This is a genomic window from Methanobacterium sp. (assembly GCF_016217785.1).
Lineage (GTDB): Archaea > Methanobacteriota > Methanobacteria > Methanobacteriales > Methanobacteriaceae > Methanobacterium.
Genome location: NZ_JACRGA010000016.1, coordinates 96,654 through 115,345 on the forward strand (window position 1 = coordinate 96,654; position 18,692 = coordinate 115,345).

Below are 18,692 nucleotides of genomic sequence, written 5' to 3' on the forward strand. Positions count from 1 at the left end.
CGGTGTAAATTATTTAATTATTGGAGTTATTTTAAATGAGAGAAGATTACGTTCACGGGTATTCTGAAAGAGAAGCAATTAGACTGGTTGATCAGGCAAAAACACTGGCTCCCCTCATGCATCATGACACCAGTTATCCGGAGGGAAGTAGGGTACTGGAAGCTGGTTGTGGTGTGGGTGCACAGACCATTACTCTGGCCAGAAACAGCCCCCAAGCAGGGATAACTTCAGTAGACATATCAACACCCTCCTTAAATCATGCTAAAGCTTTAATTAATAAAGAAGGAATTTCAAACGTCCAGTTTCAAACTGCGGACATCATGGAACTGCCATTTGATGATGAAACCTTTGACCATGTGTTCATATGCTTTGTTCTGGAGCATCTCCCTGACCCGGTGGGGGCCCTGGTAAGTTTGAAGAGAGTCCTCAAAAAAGGGGGTTCCATCACAGTTATTGAAGGAGATCATGGATCCTGTTACTTCTACCCTGAAACTGAGGAGGCAGTTAAAGCCTGGCAATGCTTGATCAAGGTTCAAACAGATTTAAACTGCAATCCATTAATGGGAAGAGAACTTTACCCCCTCATAAAGGAAGCTGGTTTTGAAGATATCCAGATAGATCCCCGGGTGGTTTATGTGGATGAAAGTAAACCCAAATTGGTGGATGGATTCATTAAAAAGACTATAATTGCCATGGTAGAGGGAGTAAAAGACCAGGCCATCATTTCAGGACTCATCACACCCCAAACATGGGATAAGGGTATTAAAGACTTGTATTTAACAGCAGAACCCTCTGGAACATTTTTCTACAATTTCTTCAAGGGAACTGCTAAAAAGTAGTAAAAATTGATATACTATTTTTTTAAATCATTTCCTTTATTTTTCTTAAGTTTTCTTTCTTTAAGTTTCTTATAAATATCACAAAATTTTTTTTAAACATCTTTTTAAGCTTCAAAGATGTTGCGTGCAAGGTTAATATTTGAGGTTTAACATATTTTATTAAATGTAGAAGGCGATTAACATGAGTAAATTCGAGAAATCAGAATGGGCTGAAAGAGAACATGCAAAGGAATTCATGGAAAACGCAGACATATACATACTGGAACGAAAAAGGTTATTCGCGATATTAAAATCATTTTACCGCTATTTTTTAGGGAATAATCCATCTAAAAGACCAGTCAAGGTTTTGGATCTTGGATGTGGCAATGCTGCACTTACCATGGAGTTATTAAAAGAAGATAAGAAGATCAATGCCACTCTGGTTGATGGTTCATTGGAAATGCTTGAAAATGCTCGGGAAAATCTTTCAGACTACCCTAACATGAATTTCATGCATAAAACCTTCCAGGAATTATTGGAGAATGGATCACAGGATGATGACATTTTACCCCATAACTTTGATTTTGTAGTTTCCTCCCTGGCCATCCACCACCTCCACACTGAAGAAAAAAAATCCCTCTTCCAGTACCTGTATGATCATCTGGAATCCGGTGGATTTTTTTTAAATATTGAAACTGTAAAGGCCCCCACAGATGAACTGGAAAGCTGGTACCGGGTGCTCTGGAGTGAATGGATAGAGGAAAACCAGGTGAAACTGGATGTTAAGAAAAGTTTTGAGTATCTGCCAGAACAGTACAAAGACAACCCTGATAACAATCCTGATAAACTCCAAATGCAGTTAAATGCACTGGAATCAGCTGGATTCTCTCAAGTGGACTGCTATTACAAGTATGGGATATTTTCCATCTACGGGGGAATGAAATAATATGTTAGGCACGGCAAAATTTATCATAAATATGTAATAATGGCTGATTACAGATTTTTAATTATTAGTTTTTAAAGAAACTAAGATCATTGAATAAAGGGGAGAATACATGGAAAAAATTGGATTCATTGGGTACGGTGCCATGGGAAGTATGATTATCAGGGGAATTCTCTCATCTGGAGTTTTAAAAGAATCTGATCTCATCCTCACCACCCGCACTATCCCTAAATTGAAAGATTTAGAGAAATCATATCCCTGGGTTGAAATAGCTCCAGATAACATAATTGTAGCACGAAAATCACGAAAACTATTCATATTCGTAAATACTGGTATGGTAAAAGAAGTACTGGAAGAAATAAAGGATCATCTCTCACTTAACACCCACATCATATACATAGCCGCCGGATTAACCATGGGAAATTTTGGAAAGATTTTTCCGGGCAAGATAAGCAAGGTAATTCCCAGTTTAACCTCTGAAGTGAAGGAGGGAATCTCTCTAGTGGCCCATAATCTTCAGGTGGAAGAGGAGGATGCTGAATTTGTGGAAGAAATCTTCAAGGTCATGGGCAAGGTTAAAATAGTTGAAGAAGACCAGTTTGCACTTGGAGCTGATTTAACCAGCTCTGCCCCGGCATTCATTTCCTTTATTCTGATGAAATTCACAGAATCCTCCCTGAAAAAGGGTGGTTTCACCCGGAAAGAGGCCGAGGAAATGGTTATAGAAACTCTTTACGGAACAGCCAAACTTCTCCATAGCACCGATCTGACATTGCATGATGTTATTAAACTGGTAGCAACCCGGGGAGGTATCACCGAGGAAGGATTGAATGTGCTGGATAGTGAGTTACCCTCAGTATTTGATGAACTCTTTGAAAGTACCCTGGAAAAATATGAAACGCTGGAAATAGAATTGGATAAGGAATACAAAATTTAAATAGTGGATTAATGGATAGGAAATACAAAATTGAATAGGACAAAATTGAATAGGTGGAAAAAAATTGAAATTAGGATATAGATTGGAAAAAGAAAATTTAATGTTAATAAAGTGGTTTTATTCCTTATTCCAATGCCCTAAAGCGGTTTTATATAATGCGTAGATAATCACTAGGTAAGCAATGGATCTGATGGTCAGAATGAAAATATCAGAGCTTTTCACCCCTAAAATTATAGCCAAATGAGCTACACCGAAAAGACCAAAAGTTATAGCTATATAAAGGGCAATTAAACTCTCTTTTTTACGATACTCCCAATAACCTAGGAAAACGATTATTATACAAAAAATCAGGTTTAGAATAGTTACTGGATCTGGGATTATTGCCATGTGAAACCTCCTAAGTGAATTATTTTTATCTCTGGAAATGTTAATAAGTTTTTTGATAACCTAGAAAGATGATGATGAGTAATAAACCATTTATAGTAGAATTAACTTATACAATTCTTAGAAATGGGATAGAATGCCAGTAATCATCAAAGAATAGGATTTGAGAAGATGAAGATCATAACCTTGTTTGCAATATTAGTCGTGTTAATGATGGGGGTGGTTTACGGGGTTATGTTTGCAACTGGAGAAGAAAAAGCAGATATGAATGGTAATATAATAGGCATATGCCAGGCTGATCCTCAAGATGAAAATAACACTCAAGATTCCATTTTAGTTGAAGGAATGATTACTGGGAACAGCCAAGCCTATAATTTATCGGTTAAAGTTAACAAAGAAACAGTCATACTCAAGAAAAATGGAAATAAACGTGATAACGCGTCTTTCACCGATATGAAAACTGGTGATAAGGTGGCGGTTATGTTCACCGGACCCTTCCTGGAGTCCTACCCTCCCCAGACAATGGCTAAAGAAATTGTCATTATCCCCTCTTAAATCAATGGATATATCTCAATTATCATTATCTGCTGGTGTTATTCAATAATATCAAAAGTTTCATTGATTTTTAAGATGTAAAGGTAATTTTTTGGGCTAATTAGATTTAAATCCGGTAATTAGATTTAAATCTTTTTTGAGCATGATGTTAGCACAACTGTCCGTGTTCTAGTGTTTGAATATTTTCTCCGTAAGGTTTAAATAGCAACAGCACATAACGTATCTAATGAGCCAAGGTAGCTTAGAGGCGAAGCGGTGGACTGCAGATCCATTACACGGGAGTTCAAATCTCTCCCTTGGCTTTAAACCATTTAAAAGGTCATTTATGAAGGCCAATTCATTAGGGGTCATAGTGTAACCTGGCTATCATCTGGGACTCCAGTTGTCTTTGATGAAACGCGCGCTCTGACGTTAGGTATTACCAATCGGATGATGATCGATTGGAGTACTGAGACAAGAGAAATCCTAGGATCTGGGTTCAAATCCCGGTGACCCCACTAACTTTTTTTATATTTTGTCTTCTAAAATACAATCTAATATTCTAAAATTATTTATTCAGGATGTGAAACTGTTGCCGAAAATCAACGACATCATTGTAATTGAGGGAATGGGATATGATTCCAATGTCTATGTATTTGAAGATGTTATCGTGGATACTGGAACCGGTCAGAACATGGATTACATCATAAGATCCATTAAAGAAGCAGGATCCAGCGTTGATGATCTATCTCTAATTGTAAACACCCACAACCACTATGACCATGTTGGTGGAAACCGCTATCTGGATCTGGAAGTGGCCATGCACCCTATTGATGCCCGGGCACTGGAAGAAGGGGATGAAGATGCCCTCCTGGCCACTATGTTCGGAAAAACCATGGAAAAAATGGAAGTAACCCATAAACTGGAAGAAGGGGACAAAATTCATGACTTTGAAGTTTTACTCACCCCTGGCCACACCTCTGGTAGCATATGCCTATATGATGGGGAAACTCTAATTTCAGGGGACACAGTGTTCTCTGGTGGGGGTTTTGGTCGTGTGGATCTGGGTGGAGATATGGGCCAAATGAGAAAATCCCTGGAAAGACTGAGTAAACTGAATATCAAATATCTCTTACCCGGCCATGGTCCAGCAGTTGAGGATGGCTCCAGGCATGTTAAACTGGCCCGTGACATGTCAACAGGGTATTATTAATGATTAATTTGGATTAAGGTTTAATTTAAGGTTAAAAGAGATTAGTTATGAGGAATGCATTAGATCCCCTGATTATTTATCTTTTTACTATTTATTTTAAGGCACCAGCACTGATAACTCACCGGGTCCATAATGTGTTCCGACAATATCAGAATAGGTCACATTCCAACCAGTACCGGTTTTCGTCGCGTTTATAACTGTGTAAGGGGAATTCCACCGGAATTTCTCCACATCGGGGATGATGTTAGCATATTTTATGGCCTCCTGAGCAGATTGATAGCTTCCGTTTTTAACAGTGAGATTCTTAAACTCCATTAAATTGGAAGACTCTTTTTGCAGGGTGTTGTAGGTGAAAACCCGGTAGTTGGTGGCACTGTCACTTTCTACCACAGTCCAGGTGAACATATCTTGAGTGGGATAGGCAGTTATATGGTTGTAACCATCACCCATGGTCTGACTGGATAGGGCATCCATTTTGGCGTAGCCACGAATCCCACCAAAGGAGATGAGCATGATCATGAAGGTTAGTAGGGCAATTTTTTTGTACTTGGGATCCAGACGCAGGTAAAGGATGATGAGTACCATCAGGGCAACAATGGTAGTGATCAGATCAGTGTAATAGTAAAGATTGGCAGTGTAACGGGTCAGGGAAAATGGATAAAATAATGGTATGCCCCCTGTGGTCAGGAAGTCCAGGAAGAGATGGGTGAGAACTCCAAAATATGCTAAAAGAACACTTCGTTTGTTGAATTTGACCTTAATGTCTCTTTGAATTAAATGGCCGATGAAGCCATTTACCGAGGGTCGGGAGATGATGTAAATAAATATGATGGCGGTCACCAGTCCAAAAACGAAACTATGGGTTATTCCCCGGTGGGTGAATATGAACAGTTCCGGGGCAAGGAAACCAACCGCAAATAGAATAACATCAAAATCAACAGAAATCCCTCCAAAACCCCCTGCTAGCCTGTCTTTAACATTAAAACCTTTAACCTTTAAGAGAGTTAAAATTGCAAAGGGCACAATGAAATGGGTGAAAAGATCCATAATAATACTTCTTTATTGATTTTTTAAGCTAGAAGTGATAATTTTTATCTTAATAGAACTTTTTATAAATTTCTTATCCAATGAAAATATAAGTCATTTTCCTTAGAAAAATCTAACCTTTAAAAACATCCCATAAACCTTTTAACAGCACCAGTGCAGGTATGATCTCAATTCGACCAATCCACATGTTCAATATCAGGAAAATCTCCGCTAAATCTGGCATTGTGGAGGAGACGATTCCCATGGAAAGCCCCACATTCCCCTGGGCTGATGCCACTTCGAATAATGAATCTATTCCTCCAAAACCATAACTTAGCAAAACTAACCAACTTACGAATATGAAAAGCAGGTATATGAATGTATAACTTCCAGCTTCCCTTATTTCCACGTCTCCCACGGGTTTACCACTGATCTTACGGGGAATAATCGAACCTTGGGGAGACAATATCCTCTTGATCTCCCAGTAAAATCCTTTAACCAGGGTTACTACCCTTATGAGTTTTATAGCTCCAGTGGTGGAACCGGCGGACATACCAATGATCATGGCCCCTAAAATAATCACCTTGGCATAATCTGACCAGTTAACCATGGCACTTACTGGCTGTATATTTGATCCAGTACAGCTCAGGGCGGATATGACAAAGAAAGCAGAATCCATTGAGGTGAAATTAGCATTAACCACCAGAAGAATATAAAAAACGCTAATTATAATTATCATAGCCTGAAACTGAATGTCATGAAAAACATCAATAACCCGTCCCTTTAAAGCCTTGTAATGAACCAGGAAACTGGTACCTCCAATGATCATCAAGATCATGGTGATAATGTAAATTGCGGTGCTGCCATAGGCTCCGATGTTGTCATTTTTAATGGACATACCACCGGTGGATAGGTTGGTAAAAGTATTGTTAATAGCATCAAAAAGGGGCATACCGGCTATCACATAGAGCACAATTCCCAGGATGGTGTAGAGGAGGTATATCCACCAGATGGTCTTCACAGTGCCGGTGATACTGGGCTTTATTTTTTCTTCACGTGCTTCGGATTTATATAAACGGGCTGCTGCTGTTCCGGGCCGTATTAAAACTCCTATCACTACAATGACTACTCCTAAGCCCCCTACCCACTGTTCGAGACTCCTTAAAAACAGAATAGATTTGGGCAGTATTTCCACGTTGGTGTAGATGCTGAGTCCGCTTCCACTCCAGGCAGACATACTCTCAAAATAAGCATTTAAAAAGTCTATGTTGGTGGAATACATCAAACAAAAGCTCCCAATAAGGGCAGCCCACAACCAGGCCAACGACGCAATAATCATACCATGTTTGAGTTTCAATCGGTTGTAATCAGCGGGTAGCCTTCTCAAGACGGATCCTAAACCAATTGAAAACAATCCAAAGACCAAAAAACCGATATAATCATGTTCGCCGTATATCAGGGCTATTATTATGGGTATCAGTATCACTGCGCCTATACCCTGCATTATCATGCCTAATGGATTGGCAATTAATATTAGATCCTTCTTTCCCAGATAATTTCTCATATAATCAGAAGATGGTTAATCTAATATATAAATCTCACTAAGGACAGATTTACAATTAAATTGTCTTTAAATGGGTTTAAATTAAAAAAAATATTCATGTGAAGTGGATTCATATGAAAAGGTTTCATCACTTGAATAAAAAAAATATGGGATGTTCAGATGAATGTTGCTCCATGGATCTGGCGCTTTACTGTGGGGGTAAGGAGAAAATTGACATATTGAGCTTATCGTGTTTGTTATAACTGATTAAATAAGTTCAGTCAACATTCTCCTTCCATCTGAGCTTTATTTTTTGTCTTTTTCCATTACTTCCAGTTCTGATCCAAGGAAGTCTTTAATATCCCTTATACTGTTGAGTAACTGTGCAGGGAATACTATGGTGGAGTTCTTCTCGGCAGCAATGTTACTCAAAACCTGCATGATTCTGAGTTGCAATGCCACAGGGTGTTCGGTGATGATGTCTGCAGCTTCACCCAGTTTACCAGCAGCCAGGTATTCACCTTCAGCAGATATGATCTTAGCCCTTTTCTCCCTTTCAGCCTCTGCTTGGAGTGCAATAGCTCTTTGCATGCTATCTGGCAATTTGATATCCTTGATCTCCACGTTGGTAACTTTAATACCCCATGGTTCACTGTGCCCGTCGATGATTTCCTGAATCTTCTGGTTGATTTTGGGTGTTTCGGAGAGAACCTCATCCAGGGTGAACTGTCCCACCACACTCCTTACGGTGGTTTGTGAAATCTGGTTCACGGCACGGTTGTAATTTTCAATTTCAACCACAGCTTTGTAAGCATCTACCACCTTGAAGTAAGCTACTGCAGCAACATCAATGGATACATTATCCTGGGTTATGATCTTCTGGGAAGGGATGGGCATGGTAACTATCTGCAGGGATGGTTTAACCATCCTGTCCACCAGGGGAATTATAAGACGAAGCCCTGGTTCTTTAATCCCAATAACCTTTCCTAATCTAAAAACAACCCCTTTTTCGTACTGGTTCACGATCCTTATGGAAAGTCCCAGTATAATCAATATCACTATGCCGATAATGATCATAGTAATTAAATCCATCTTTTTTACCTCCAATACTGTGGATTATAAAATCATTCGTTTATTAATAATGTGTCCAACTGCCTAATAAATCATATGAAGAGTGTAAGGATTAATAAGGGGAAAATCATGAAAAAATCCCCTTTTTAATGAGTAATGGGTCGACAGCGGTTTAAAAATTAACCATCCTCGAAGGGCATTGAAATATAAGTTTAATAAAAGAAAAATAAGTTAAATGTTAAAAGTAAGAAATATTACTTGTTATTATATGAAATAATTACAGTTTATTCTCCAATATTCTCATGGAATGAAATATATTCTTTAAATAATCAATTAAATTTAATATCAATTTAAATAGCTAATAATGGGTAATCATCCTTTATTTTCCATTTTTATCATTTATAGAAAGTTATATATATTTTCATAACATAATATTTTTGGTGTGATTTTATTTTACTGATTTTCATGATTTGATTGTTTTGAGGGATGAAAATGATAGGTATAATGTCGGACAGCCACGACCATCTGGAAGCAATCAGAGCTGCAGTGGAAGTATTTAACCAGGCAGGAGTGAAACTGGTTGTACATGCCGGTGATCTCATAGCTCCATTCACGTCAAAGGAATTTGAGAAACTTCAAGCACCATTAGAAGCAATTTTTGGCAACAATGATGGTGAAAGGCGTGGTTTAAGGGCAGCCTACGCTGAACTATGTACACTGGAAGATTTCAAGGAATTGGAAATAGGTGGTAGAAAAATAGCTGTCATCCATGGAACAAATGAATTACTGGTGGATGCCCTTAGGAAAAGCGGAAAATATGATCTGGTTATAAGGGGCCACACTCATCACACAGAAATAGTAAAAGGACAAACAATGGTTATCAATCCTGGCGAAACCTGCGGGTATGTATCTGGTGTGAAAACAGTTATATTACTGGATACTCATGATCTCAGTTGGGAAACAGTGCAAATTTAATCAGGGATTTAAATTTTCAGGATTTAAATTTTAAATAGTCATTTTAATAGATTAGTATAATATTATCAATGATTTTCATGTCTAATGCCGGATTTAAGATGGGCTAAATCCCATCTAATGATTATGGGTTGGATATTCAATGAATTTTACCGAGGATATGTCAGTGGAGTGATAATGGTTGATTTTAAGAATTAATGCAGATAGGATGGATCAGATATGAAGCATAAGACTCTGCTTCTGATGCTGGCGGGTATTGGGGTGCTGGGTTTAATGGTGCTGTTCATTGGTCCGGAACAGATTGAAAGTGCCATTCAGCAGTCCAACCCATGGTACCTGGCATTGGCTGTAGTAATTCAGCTGGCCATATACGGTCTTTGGACTGAAAGATGGTCAATTACCACTTCTGCACTGAACATACCCATTAAAAGAAGACATCTTCTTCCAATGCTCCTGGTGGGACTGGCCATTAACAACCTCACCCCCAGTGGCAGGGGAGGGGGAGAACCCGTCAGGGCATATATACTGGGTAAATATACTAATTCTCCCACTGAAAATGCCTTTGCAACGGTAATTGCAGACAGAGGGCTTGACACATTCCCATTCATAACTTTAGCCATAATAACCATAATAACAGCAGTCCTTTACATTAACCTGCCCCAATGGATGGTTATTACCCTGATAGTGTGCCTTATAGTACTAATAATTGCTTTTGGCTTGGCTCTTTATATGTCTATAAACCGTGAATTTGGGGACAGAGTTATACGCTGGTTTTTAAGGATTTTAAAAAGAATTTCCAGTAAAATGCACAGTAAAGTAGAACAAAGAGCCATTAACGCGGTTGAAGGGTTCCAGGATAGTATGAAGGTAATGATCACCGACCGTAAGGTTCTCTTATACGGGATACCACTTTCTTTTTTAATATGGGGCCTTGAAATCATGAGGGTTTACGTTGTTTTCATTGCCTTAAATATCAACGCCCCCCTGGAGATCATAGCCGCTGTTTTTGTCATTTCAACCCTTATAGGGATGATTCCATTACTCCCTGGAGGTTTAGGTGCAGTAGATGGTATGATGATACTCCTCTACTCCTATGCAGGGATACCCCCATCGGTAAGTGCAGCCGCAACCCTCGTGGAGAGACTGATATCCTTCTGGATGACTTCAATTTTAGGAGTGGCAGTACTGCCCTACTTCGGTGCAGATGCAGTGGAGAAAATGTCCCAGAAACTTTAGCATATAATCATGATTTATCCGAATCATTTTTATCAGAATCAATTTAAATATTAGCAGTATTCAAAATAATTAATCTAAGCTCCACTGGATCAAATCAAAGCTATTTTTATCCTTAAAATCTTTTAAATCGGTTGTATTGTCCTAAGAACAAATGGAAAAATATATAAAACCTCCAGCACTAGATCAAGTCGGTGATTATCATGGAAATAAACGGAGTGGAAATAGAAGATACTTTTGCAGAAGCATTCGGTATACAGGTATCCCGACTGCTGGTAACCGCAGCAACCAAAAAACTGGCGAAGATCGCAGCTACAGAAGCCACTGGATACGGAACATCAGTCATTGGATGCCCCGCAGAGGCCGGAATCGACTGTTACGTCCCACCAGAAGAAACCCCCGACGGTCGGCCGGGTTACATCATAATGATCTGTAACATGAGCAAGAAGAAACTGGACCACGAACTACTGGAACGAGTGGGAATGTGTATATTAACCGCGGCCACCACCGCAGTCTTCGATGCCATGGAAGACCCTGATGAGAAGATGACCACCGGTAAGAAACTCAAATTCTACGGTGATGGTTATGAGAAAATGACTGAAATTGATGGAAGAACCATACACTCCATCCCACTCATGGCTGGAGACTTCCTGGTGGAAGAAGAACTGGGAATAAAATCTGGTGTTGCCGGAGGAAACCTATTCATAATGGCTGATGCACCCGCATCAGGTTTACTGGCTGCAGAAGCAGTGGTGAATGCTATTGAATCAATCCCCGGAACAATCACACCATTCCCTGGAGGAATAGTAGCTTCAGGTTCCAAAGTGGGATCCAACAAGTACAAATTCCTGGATGCCTCCACCAACGAAAAAATGTGCGTAACCCTCAAGGACGATGTGGAAGGATGCCAGATCCCCACCAATGTAGATGGAGTTTACGAAATCGTTATCGACGGTGTGGATGAAGACGCAGTTAAAGCAGCCATGAAAGCAGGTATAGAAGCAGCAGTACAGGTTCCAGGTGTTCTGAAAATGAGTGCCGGTAACTTCGGTGGAAACCTGGGTGCTTATAAAATAAGTCTGCACGACTTGTTTTAAATACGTAAAAAACTATTTAAAGGGATTATAGGTTAAAGGGATTAAATATTATTCTCTATTTACTCCCTTTTAATATATTTTATTTCTTTTTTAAATTTAAGTATTTCATATTTTAAAATTTTAATATATTACTATTCCACGCAGAAACCTGCAGGTTCTGCACTTTCTACAATGTCCCATATTCCTTTTTCAGGTAAATCCACTCCTAAAAGTTCCCCGGATTTATCCAATGCCTTGATGATTTTTGCAATGGTTTTAACATCTGCTGCTGAAACAGTATGGGAGTGAATATTTCGAGATATCTGTGATAGGGTGTCAAGTGATCGTTTGGCATCTGGCTTTTTATATTCTTCTTCACACTTTTTAAGGTCTTCATAATCTTTTAAATAGAGTTTCCTGGTTACTACTTGCTCTAAACCGGGGAGGTAGTGTTTTGAATCCAGTATTCGCCCTCCATGATTGATGATGATATTTTTATCATCTGTTGAACCAGGATCATGTCGGAGTAACAGCTCACTAACCCTTCCGTATTCTTTGATCTTCTTAACAATCTCTTCCTGACTGAGATTGACACCTAAAAGGAATCCTCTTTCTTTAAGTTCTTCTTCCACACGACCCAAACTTTTGGTGTCAGGACCAGTTATGTGATGGGAGTGTATACCCCCACCAGAAAGGGTGTAAAGCCGTTCTAAGGCTTCCATTCTGGCCGAATCCTCTTCAAGCCGTTTGAGGAACCTCTCCATCTCACCTGTCTCTGAAAGATCAACTTTTCTCTTCAGGGGCTCGTGGAAACCAGGAAGATAATATTCTATGTCTTTAAGGGTACAGCCGTGTTTGAGGATGATTTCTGCTTCTGCCCTGATGTCCGACACATCATGGGTTTCGGTGATCTTAATCTCGGGTTTGATAACCACTTCCACCAGCCGACCGTATTTACGAGCAACTTCTTTGATTTCTTCTTCGTCAAGGTCCACACCCAGAAGGAATCCTTCTTTTTTAAGTTCTTTGGCTACTTTTTCCAGGGTTTCCTTGTCAGGTCCTGAGATCCAGTGAGAGTGGATTCCACTCACTGATTCATAGATTCTCTCCAGTGATTTTTTCCGTTTGGGATCTTTATCCAGACTATCTAAAAACCGGTCCAGCTGGTTCATTTCTGTAATACCTATCTTCCTGGCCAGTGGTTCTTTGAATTCTGGCAGGTGATATTCTATATTTTCCAGGGCACAGCCGTGTTTGAGGATGATTTCAGACTCTTTTCGGATGTCTGCCACTTCATGCATCTCGGTGATCTTCATGATGGTGGGTTGGATTGCTGCGAAGTAAATGTCCTCAGCACCACTACTTTCGGGAGATATGACCTTATTTGCCCCTGAACGGTATAATCGTTTGATGTTTACCTTTTTACTAGCTCTCGTGACGATCCATATCTCAGGATGTATTTCTCGGGCAGTAAGGGTGATGAAAAGATTGTCCACATCTTCACCAGTGGTGATGATAACTCCTCTGGCCTTTTTTATCCCGGCCTCAATCATTACACTTTCATCGGTGGCATCGCCTGGAATGGCCAGTACACCCGGATCATCCCAGAGTTCCTTTTCAACGATTGTGGGGTTTTTTTCAATTATAATGACATTCTGATTTCTTTTTAAAAGCTCTTTATGAACGGCGCTACCCACTCGCCCATATCCACAGAGGACGAAATGGTTCTTGGCACCTCTGATCATTCTTCTATGCCTTGCTCCTGAAGTAATATCTTCTACAGTCATGGAAACCACCATTATTATTAAAGTAAAAGCATAAGCAATCAAACTGGCCCCTCCCAGCACCAGTGTAATAACGAAAAATTTCTGTATTGGACTTTGGGGGCTTATATCTCCGTAACCCACAGTAGCTGTGGTTATAACCGTGAAATAAATGGAGTTTATAATATCAAGGCGCATGATTAGGAGCGATCCAATTATCCCATAGATTAACAGCCCTACCACAGCAATTATTGGATATCTAATTACTGAAAATGGAATTGAAGGAACAAAAGGAATGGGAGTTTTAGGGGTCTGCAAGTCATCACCATGATGTAAACCATTATTATACAAATTCTAGTGATTTTTTAAATCAGGAATCCTTGAAATATTATGGGTATGGTTAAATATCATCTTTCTTATAATTATAAGTAGTGATATCATGACTCCCAAGGATATGATGGTTGCAGATGCTAACTCTGAGGCAATGGGCATTCCCCGAACGTCTCTAATGGAAAACGCTGGAAGCTGCCTGGCCAGAAGAATTATAAATAACAGGAACCCTTGTAAAGTTGCTATATTTTCGGGTAACGGTGGTAACGGTGGTGATGGGTTTGTAGCTGCCAGATATCTCATAAATCATGGTTTCGAAGTTGAAGTATTCCTTTTATCTGAACCTTCCCTCATTAAATCATCAGAAACTCGGCTGAACTGGAATGTTCTGGAGAAGATGAGTAATGGAACCAGCCCACTCTCACTTAACATAATCAGAGACTCATCCTATCTCCACGAAACAGATGCAGAAGTAGTAGTTGATGCTATTCTTGGCACGGGTGTAAGTGGAAATCTCCGAGAACCAGTATCTACTGCAGTGGATATTATCAACCAGTCTGAAGGGTTTAAAGTAGCAGTGGATGTGCCTACGGGTGTTGACCCTGGTTCGGGAATGGTTGCTGATAATGCAGTTCGTGCTGATGTTACCGTGACTTTTCATAAGGTGAAAGTTGGATTGAACATTGCCAGTGTGGAATATATAGGAAATTTAGAGATCTGTGATATCGGAATTCCCCGGGAAGCAGAATTATTTACAGGACCCGGGGATCTGTTAAGACTTCCCAACCGGGATAAAAAATCTCATAAAGGTCAAAATGGCAAAGTTCTGGTAATTGGGGGAAGTAAAGAGTATTCCGGTGCACCGGCACTGGCTGCACTAGCATCTCTAGGTGCAGGTGCAGATATATCTGTGGTGGCATGCCCCAGAGAATTATCACAAGTAATCCGATCCTATTCTCCTGATCTGATCGTTCACAGTTTATCAGATGACTTCATGAATCCCAAAGACACCGATGAGATAGTTAAATTTTCTGAAAACTTTGATTCAGTTGTTTTAGGATGTGGAATAGGTAGGGAAGAGGAAACCTCTCTGGCAGTTAATGATCTGGTGGTGGAAATAGAAAAACCAATGGTCATAGATGCTGATGCCCTGAAAATGCTAGGACCTGGAGTTCTACCGCGAAGAATCTATGAAACAGTGATCACACCTCATGCCGGAGAATTCAGGGAATTTTCCGGTATAGGAGCTCCTCAAGATCTGCAAGACAAAATTAAGGTGGTTAAAGAGGTTTCAAGAGAGTCTGAAACCACGGTACTTTTAAAGGGAGCGGTGGATATCATAGCCCGTAATGATAAACTTAAATTAAACAGTACTGGAAATCCAGGAATGACTGTAGGTGGAACCGGGGACTGTCTGGCTGGTTTAACCGGGGCACTACTTGCCCAGGGTCGAGATGCCTTTGAAGCCGCATTTTTAGGCGCATATATTAATGGTTTGGCTGGTGATCTTGCTTGTGAAGAGTATGGGTACAATTTCAAAGCTACTGATGTTCTGAATTTTATACCTAGAGCATACCCCTTTTAATGAATATTTTGAGGGATTTTAACTAGTATTAGCAAATATCCTCGCAAATATCCTCATTGCATTGGTTGAATTGCATTAGTTTATTCCACCACTGCCTGGGCAAAGTATAGAAGGTCACAAACATTCCTATTTTTATTTTTTCCATCAAAATATGCTTTTTTGTAATCTGTACTGGTTACATCATTGATTTTTGAAAATCCGTAACTTGAGAGGAATTTTCCAATGGTTCCTTCTTTTATTCCAAATTGTAAAGGTTCCCCCATTTGTATCAGGAAGTTTCGAATATTTTGACCCACTGCCAGTGCAGTGGTTCCATCCACCACTGATTCAGGGTAGTAATCGAAGATAATCTGGCTGTCCTTTCCAGATTTGTTTACAATGAAATTGAGTGTTTCATCCACAGCTTCTGGGGGAATGTACATGATTAATCCTTCCATTATAAATAAAGTCTTCAATGATTCATTATATCCATTTTCAAATAACATTTGGCCAAGTTGTTGGGTTTCAAAATCAATTGGCACATAGGTTACGTGATCCGGGAGTGATCTGAAGATTTCTATGATTTTTTCCTTTTTGAAGTTCTGGGTGTTGGGGTGATCCACTTCAAACACTTTCACCTTCTCATCCAGTCCTTCAATCCTGTAAGACCTGGTATCGTAGCCTGCACCCAGTATAACCAGCTGTTGAAGCCCATCTCCAATGGATTCCTTTACAATATCGTCGAAGTATCTGACTCGGGCTATGATGGAACTGCTCAAACCGGGTAACTGATTTTCCATTGCTTCAATCCTTGCTTTTGCCTCTTCAGGATGTTTAATTCCAAACTCAACTATCTCTGGATTGATGAAATGGATTGCATAAGGATCATAACAGATACGTTCATCTTCATCCTTGGATGACTCTGCAAATCGTTGCATTGCAATGCCTTCCGCCATTTTACTTGGTCCTTCTCTATTGGGTTTCATCTGATCTTCCATATGGCATCACCTTCAATAAACTGACATTACGTCATTTAATGACATGGTGTCATGATATAAATAGTTTTGCCATTATTGGAAAAAAACCTCGAAAAGGAGAATAGAAATTTTAAGATTATTAGTTTTATATTAGCTTTTTACTAACTTTACTACTAACCATATGGCCTATAAAGTCCCCAACATCCATTAAAAACTCCTCATGAGTAATATCATGGCTTTCAAGCAAATTCTCAAGATCGGGAGGCATGTTATCCAGACTATTTGCTATTAAAGTCAACAATGCAGTAGCCTCAACGGGATTAACATCCGAACGGATGTTTCCTTCGTTTATTCCCTGTTTAATAATGTTACATAGTATATTTAACATTTCACGCCGTAAATTGAGGATTTCATTAAGATACTGACTTAGGGTGAATTTAGGTATGGGAAAATTAGCTAAACTACCACAATCTTCAATAAGTTTTTTATATTCAGAATAGTATTTGCTGTGCTCTATGTGTCCAATTTTATATTCAGCATTGTTTAAGCTGGAAAGATCAAATCTTCCGGACAGAAGATAATTGTAAATCTTCAAATAGTCAGGATATGTCTTAGCAAATTCGTAATAAGCCTTTCTGAAGGCAGCAAGCTTTTCAACACCTGTTTTTGCTTTCTGAGTTTCCTCTTTAATCAATGAATATAGAATAACAGTTCCTCGAAGCACAATGGCAAAAAAGAGTTCTTCTTTATTTTCAAAGTATAGATAAAGTGTGGATCTGCCTAAATCAACTTTTCTGGCGATTTCATCCAATGAAACGTTTTCATAACCTTTAGAGAAAAAAAGAGTCTCGGCAGCATTGATTATCTTGTTTCGCCGTTTTTCTTTTTTACGCGCATTGCGGTCTGATGATGAGGGCATACTATAAAAATTGTTTCAACTTATAATTTAAATTTACCCGAAATCAACAGCTTTTTAATTTACTTTTTTAATTTCCTTATACAAGTTGTGAATGTAATTAATATTGAGTATAACCACTCCCTATCAAATATAGCAGTTAAATTTCACTTACTAAATCCGCCAACTGTTCTAAATCCCGAACCTCAAAACATTCTGCTCCTGCATCTTCATAATAAGAAACACAGCTATCTGCAACATTCCATTTGGCTTTAGGTTCTGGATTTAATATTAAAACCCTTTTAGAATCCTTTGACATTTGATGGATTAGATCCGCACTTAAAGGTTTACGCCCATATTTTGTTAAAAATTCAGTGTTTGTGGATTGCTTTCCATGTTTTGGCCCAGCCCAGTCCCGGCAGTCACTTAAAATCATAACGTAGGACTTGTTGTTCAGGTTGGCCTGGTTTAGGAATCCATAGAATGCCGTGTGCATGTTGGATTTACCATGGATCATCCGGTTTTGCTTCCTGATCTCCAGAACTTTGAGAAAAGCATTAATCACCTCGTCTTCCTGGAGTGCACTTGATATTTCAGCGGTTTTATTATCAAATTCAAATGCTCGTAGATTGCTAAAAGAATGCTGGGAAGCGTAAACCATGCAGAAGAACCAGAGACTTATCCAGTCACAGGAAATGCTCACATCATTTAGAAAGTAATGATTGTGCTTTTTTATATGGGGTTTGCTTTTCACCAGCTCCAGCATGGCCCCTCCATGTTTCATATTTTTCCTGATGGTCCGTCGGATGTCAGGTTTCTGTTTTTTAGATTGTTTGAATCGTCTGACCCTTTTAGTGGCTATTTTTTTACCCATTTTCTGGCATAAATCTATTAATTCTGGCTGCAGTGAATTTAAATCAGTCAGGTTACTTTTAAGTGAATTAGATTCTGCACCATTTTCGGAATTATCACTAGTACTTCCTCCTAACGTATTTTCAATATAATCAAGCTTTATTTCATCAACAAGACTATCTTTGATGTGGTCCAGGGTGTGTGCGAAGGGGATGTACTTGGTTTTCGAGTGGAAGGATTGATCCTGGTTTCTGCCTGCAACGTATCCCTTGGATTGTATTTTATTTTTAGGATCAGCCTGAATTTTAGGGAGATCTCCCTTGCTGATATATCTATTCCCCTCAAAGAATGATTCATATATTGTATCGAATTTCTTTCTTTTACGCTGGTCTTTAAGATAAATAGCAGCAAGTACTTCCTTTAAATCTCCGTTACCTTCTTTAACCAGGGGAAGTGCTTCATAGGCAGTTGTGGTACATCGCAGACTGGCAGGAATCCCATTCTCACGGAGAATTCCTGAAAATCTGATGAGATCATATTTCATTGTTTCACTTGTATTTT

The 18,692-nt window shown here is 39.2% G+C and carries 17 protein-coding genes and 2 tRNA genes; 11 read left to right on the forward strand and 8 right to left on the reverse strand.

The window, feature by feature from the left end; all coding sequences use genetic code 11:
* The first annotated feature begins 35 nt into the window (after positions 1-35).
* The 3 genes from HY987_RS07020 (at position 36) to HY987_RS07030 (ending at position 2,698) form a co-directional block, all read left to right on the forward strand.
* On the forward strand, positions 36-839 hold the full coding sequence (locus HY987_RS07020; protein WP_292757010.1) for a methyltransferase domain-containing protein: 804 nt from the start codon (positions 36-38) through the stop codon (positions 837-839).
* Between the two features lie 181 nt (positions 840-1,020).
* A complete protein-coding gene (locus tag HY987_RS07025) occupies positions 1,021-1,764 on the forward strand; it encodes a methyltransferase domain-containing protein (protein ID WP_292757012.1) in 744 nt (247 codons plus the stop codon).
* Between the two features lie 109 nt (positions 1,765-1,873).
* Complete coding sequence (locus HY987_RS07030) at positions 1,874-2,698, forward strand: pyrroline-5-carboxylate reductase dimerization domain-containing protein (RefSeq protein ID WP_292757014.1); 825 nt, start codon at positions 1,874-1,876, stop codon at positions 2,696-2,698.
* A 117-nt stretch (positions 2,699-2,815) separates the two neighbouring features.
* Here HY987_RS07030 and HY987_RS07035 read toward each other — a convergent pair whose 3' ends face one another.
* Positions 2,816-3,085 carry a hypothetical protein gene (locus HY987_RS07035; protein ID WP_292757016.1) on the reverse strand — a complete coding sequence of 90 codons (270 nt, stop codon included), beginning with the start codon at positions 3,083-3,085 and terminating at the stop codon, positions 2,816-2,818.
* 168 nt (positions 3,086-3,253) lie between these two features.
* Between HY987_RS07035 and HY987_RS07040 the strand changes: the two genes are divergently transcribed.
* From HY987_RS07040 to HY987_RS07055, 4 genes are all read left to right on the forward strand, one after another.
* Positions 3,254-3,637, forward strand: a complete 384-nt coding sequence (locus tag HY987_RS07040; RefSeq protein WP_292757018.1) for a DUF3221 domain-containing protein — start codon at positions 3,254-3,256, stop codon at positions 3,635-3,637.
* Between the two features lie 230 nt (positions 3,638-3,867).
* A tRNA-Cys gene (locus HY987_RS07045) sits at positions 3,868-3,939 on the forward strand.
* A 41-nt stretch (positions 3,940-3,980) separates the two neighbouring features.
* A tRNA-Trp gene (locus HY987_RS07050) sits at positions 3,981-4,134 on the forward strand.
* Positions 4,135-4,208: 74 nt separating this feature from the next.
* The gene (locus tag HY987_RS07055) at positions 4,209-4,829 is read left to right on the forward strand and encodes an MBL fold metallo-hydrolase (RefSeq protein ID WP_292757020.1); all 621 of its coding nucleotides are present in this window, start codon (positions 4,209-4,211) and stop codon (positions 4,827-4,829) included.
* Positions 4,830-4,925: 96 nt separating this feature from the next.
* On the opposite strand, the gene HY987_RS07060 is transcribed toward HY987_RS07055, so the two are convergent.
* From HY987_RS07060 to HY987_RS07070, 3 genes are all read right to left on the reverse strand, one after another.
* The gene (locus HY987_RS07060; protein ID WP_292757022.1) at positions 4,926-5,876 is read right to left on the reverse strand and encodes a metal-dependent hydrolase; all 951 of its coding nucleotides are present in this window, start codon (positions 5,874-5,876) and stop codon (positions 4,926-4,928) included.
* 112 nt (positions 5,877-5,988) lie between these two features.
* On the reverse strand, positions 5,989-7,419 hold the full coding sequence (locus tag HY987_RS07065) for a TrkH family potassium uptake protein (protein ID WP_292757024.1): 1,431 nt from the start codon (positions 7,417-7,419) through the stop codon (positions 5,989-5,991).
* A gap of 285 nt (positions 7,420-7,704) precedes the next feature.
* Positions 7,705-8,490 carry a slipin family protein gene (locus HY987_RS07070; protein WP_292757026.1) on the reverse strand — a complete coding sequence of 262 codons (786 nt, stop codon included), beginning with the start codon at positions 8,488-8,490 and terminating at the stop codon, positions 7,705-7,707.
* A gap of 471 nt (positions 8,491-8,961) precedes the next feature.
* On the opposite strand from HY987_RS07070, the gene HY987_RS07075 reads away from it, so the two are divergent.
* From HY987_RS07075 to fhcD, 3 genes are all read left to right on the forward strand, one after another.
* Complete coding sequence (locus HY987_RS07075) at positions 8,962-9,444, forward strand: metallophosphoesterase (protein ID WP_292757028.1); 483 nt, start codon at positions 8,962-8,964, stop codon at positions 9,442-9,444.
* 216 nt (positions 9,445-9,660) lie between these two features.
* Positions 9,661-10,677 carry a UPF0104 family protein gene (locus HY987_RS07080; protein ID WP_292757030.1) on the forward strand — a complete coding sequence of 339 codons (1,017 nt, stop codon included), beginning with the start codon at positions 9,661-9,663 and terminating at the stop codon, positions 10,675-10,677.
* A gap of 200 nt (positions 10,678-10,877) precedes the next feature.
* Positions 10,878-11,771 carry a formylmethanofuran--tetrahydromethanopterin N-formyltransferase gene (fhcD, locus tag HY987_RS07085; RefSeq protein ID WP_292757032.1) on the forward strand — a complete coding sequence of 298 codons (894 nt, stop codon included), beginning with the start codon at positions 10,878-10,880 and terminating at the stop codon, positions 11,769-11,771.
* A gap of 131 nt (positions 11,772-11,902) precedes the next feature.
* Here the strand turns inward: fhcD and HY987_RS07090 are convergent, their stop codons facing one another.
* Positions 11,903-13,831 (reverse strand): 3H domain-containing protein, encoded by a 1,929-nt coding sequence (locus tag HY987_RS07090; RefSeq protein WP_292757034.1) that lies wholly within the window; start codon positions 13,829-13,831, stop codon positions 11,903-11,905.
* 121 nt (positions 13,832-13,952) lie between these two features.
* Between HY987_RS07090 and HY987_RS07095 the strand changes: the two genes are divergently transcribed.
* Entirely contained in the window at positions 13,953-15,428 is a 1,476-nt protein-coding gene (locus tag HY987_RS07095) for an NAD(P)H-hydrate dehydratase (RefSeq protein WP_292757037.1), read from the forward strand.
* 80 nt (positions 15,429-15,508) lie between these two features.
* Here HY987_RS07095 and HY987_RS07100 read toward each other — a convergent pair whose 3' ends face one another.
* From HY987_RS07100 to HY987_RS07110, 3 genes are all read right to left on the reverse strand, one after another.
* The gene (locus tag HY987_RS07100; RefSeq protein ID WP_292757038.1) at positions 15,509-16,405 is read right to left on the reverse strand and encodes a class I SAM-dependent methyltransferase; all 897 of its coding nucleotides are present in this window, start codon (positions 16,403-16,405) and stop codon (positions 15,509-15,511) included.
* 124 nt (positions 16,406-16,529) lie between these two features.
* Positions 16,530-17,303 (reverse strand): TetR/AcrR family transcriptional regulator, encoded by a 774-nt coding sequence (locus tag HY987_RS07105; protein WP_292757040.1) that lies wholly within the window; start codon positions 17,301-17,303, stop codon positions 16,530-16,532.
* 136 nt (positions 17,304-17,439) lie between these two features.
* Positions 17,440-18,675 carry a VWA domain-containing protein gene (locus HY987_RS07110; protein WP_292757041.1) on the reverse strand — a complete coding sequence of 412 codons (1,236 nt, stop codon included), beginning with the start codon at positions 18,673-18,675 and terminating at the stop codon, positions 17,440-17,442.
* Positions 18,676-18,692: the final 17 nt, after the last annotated feature.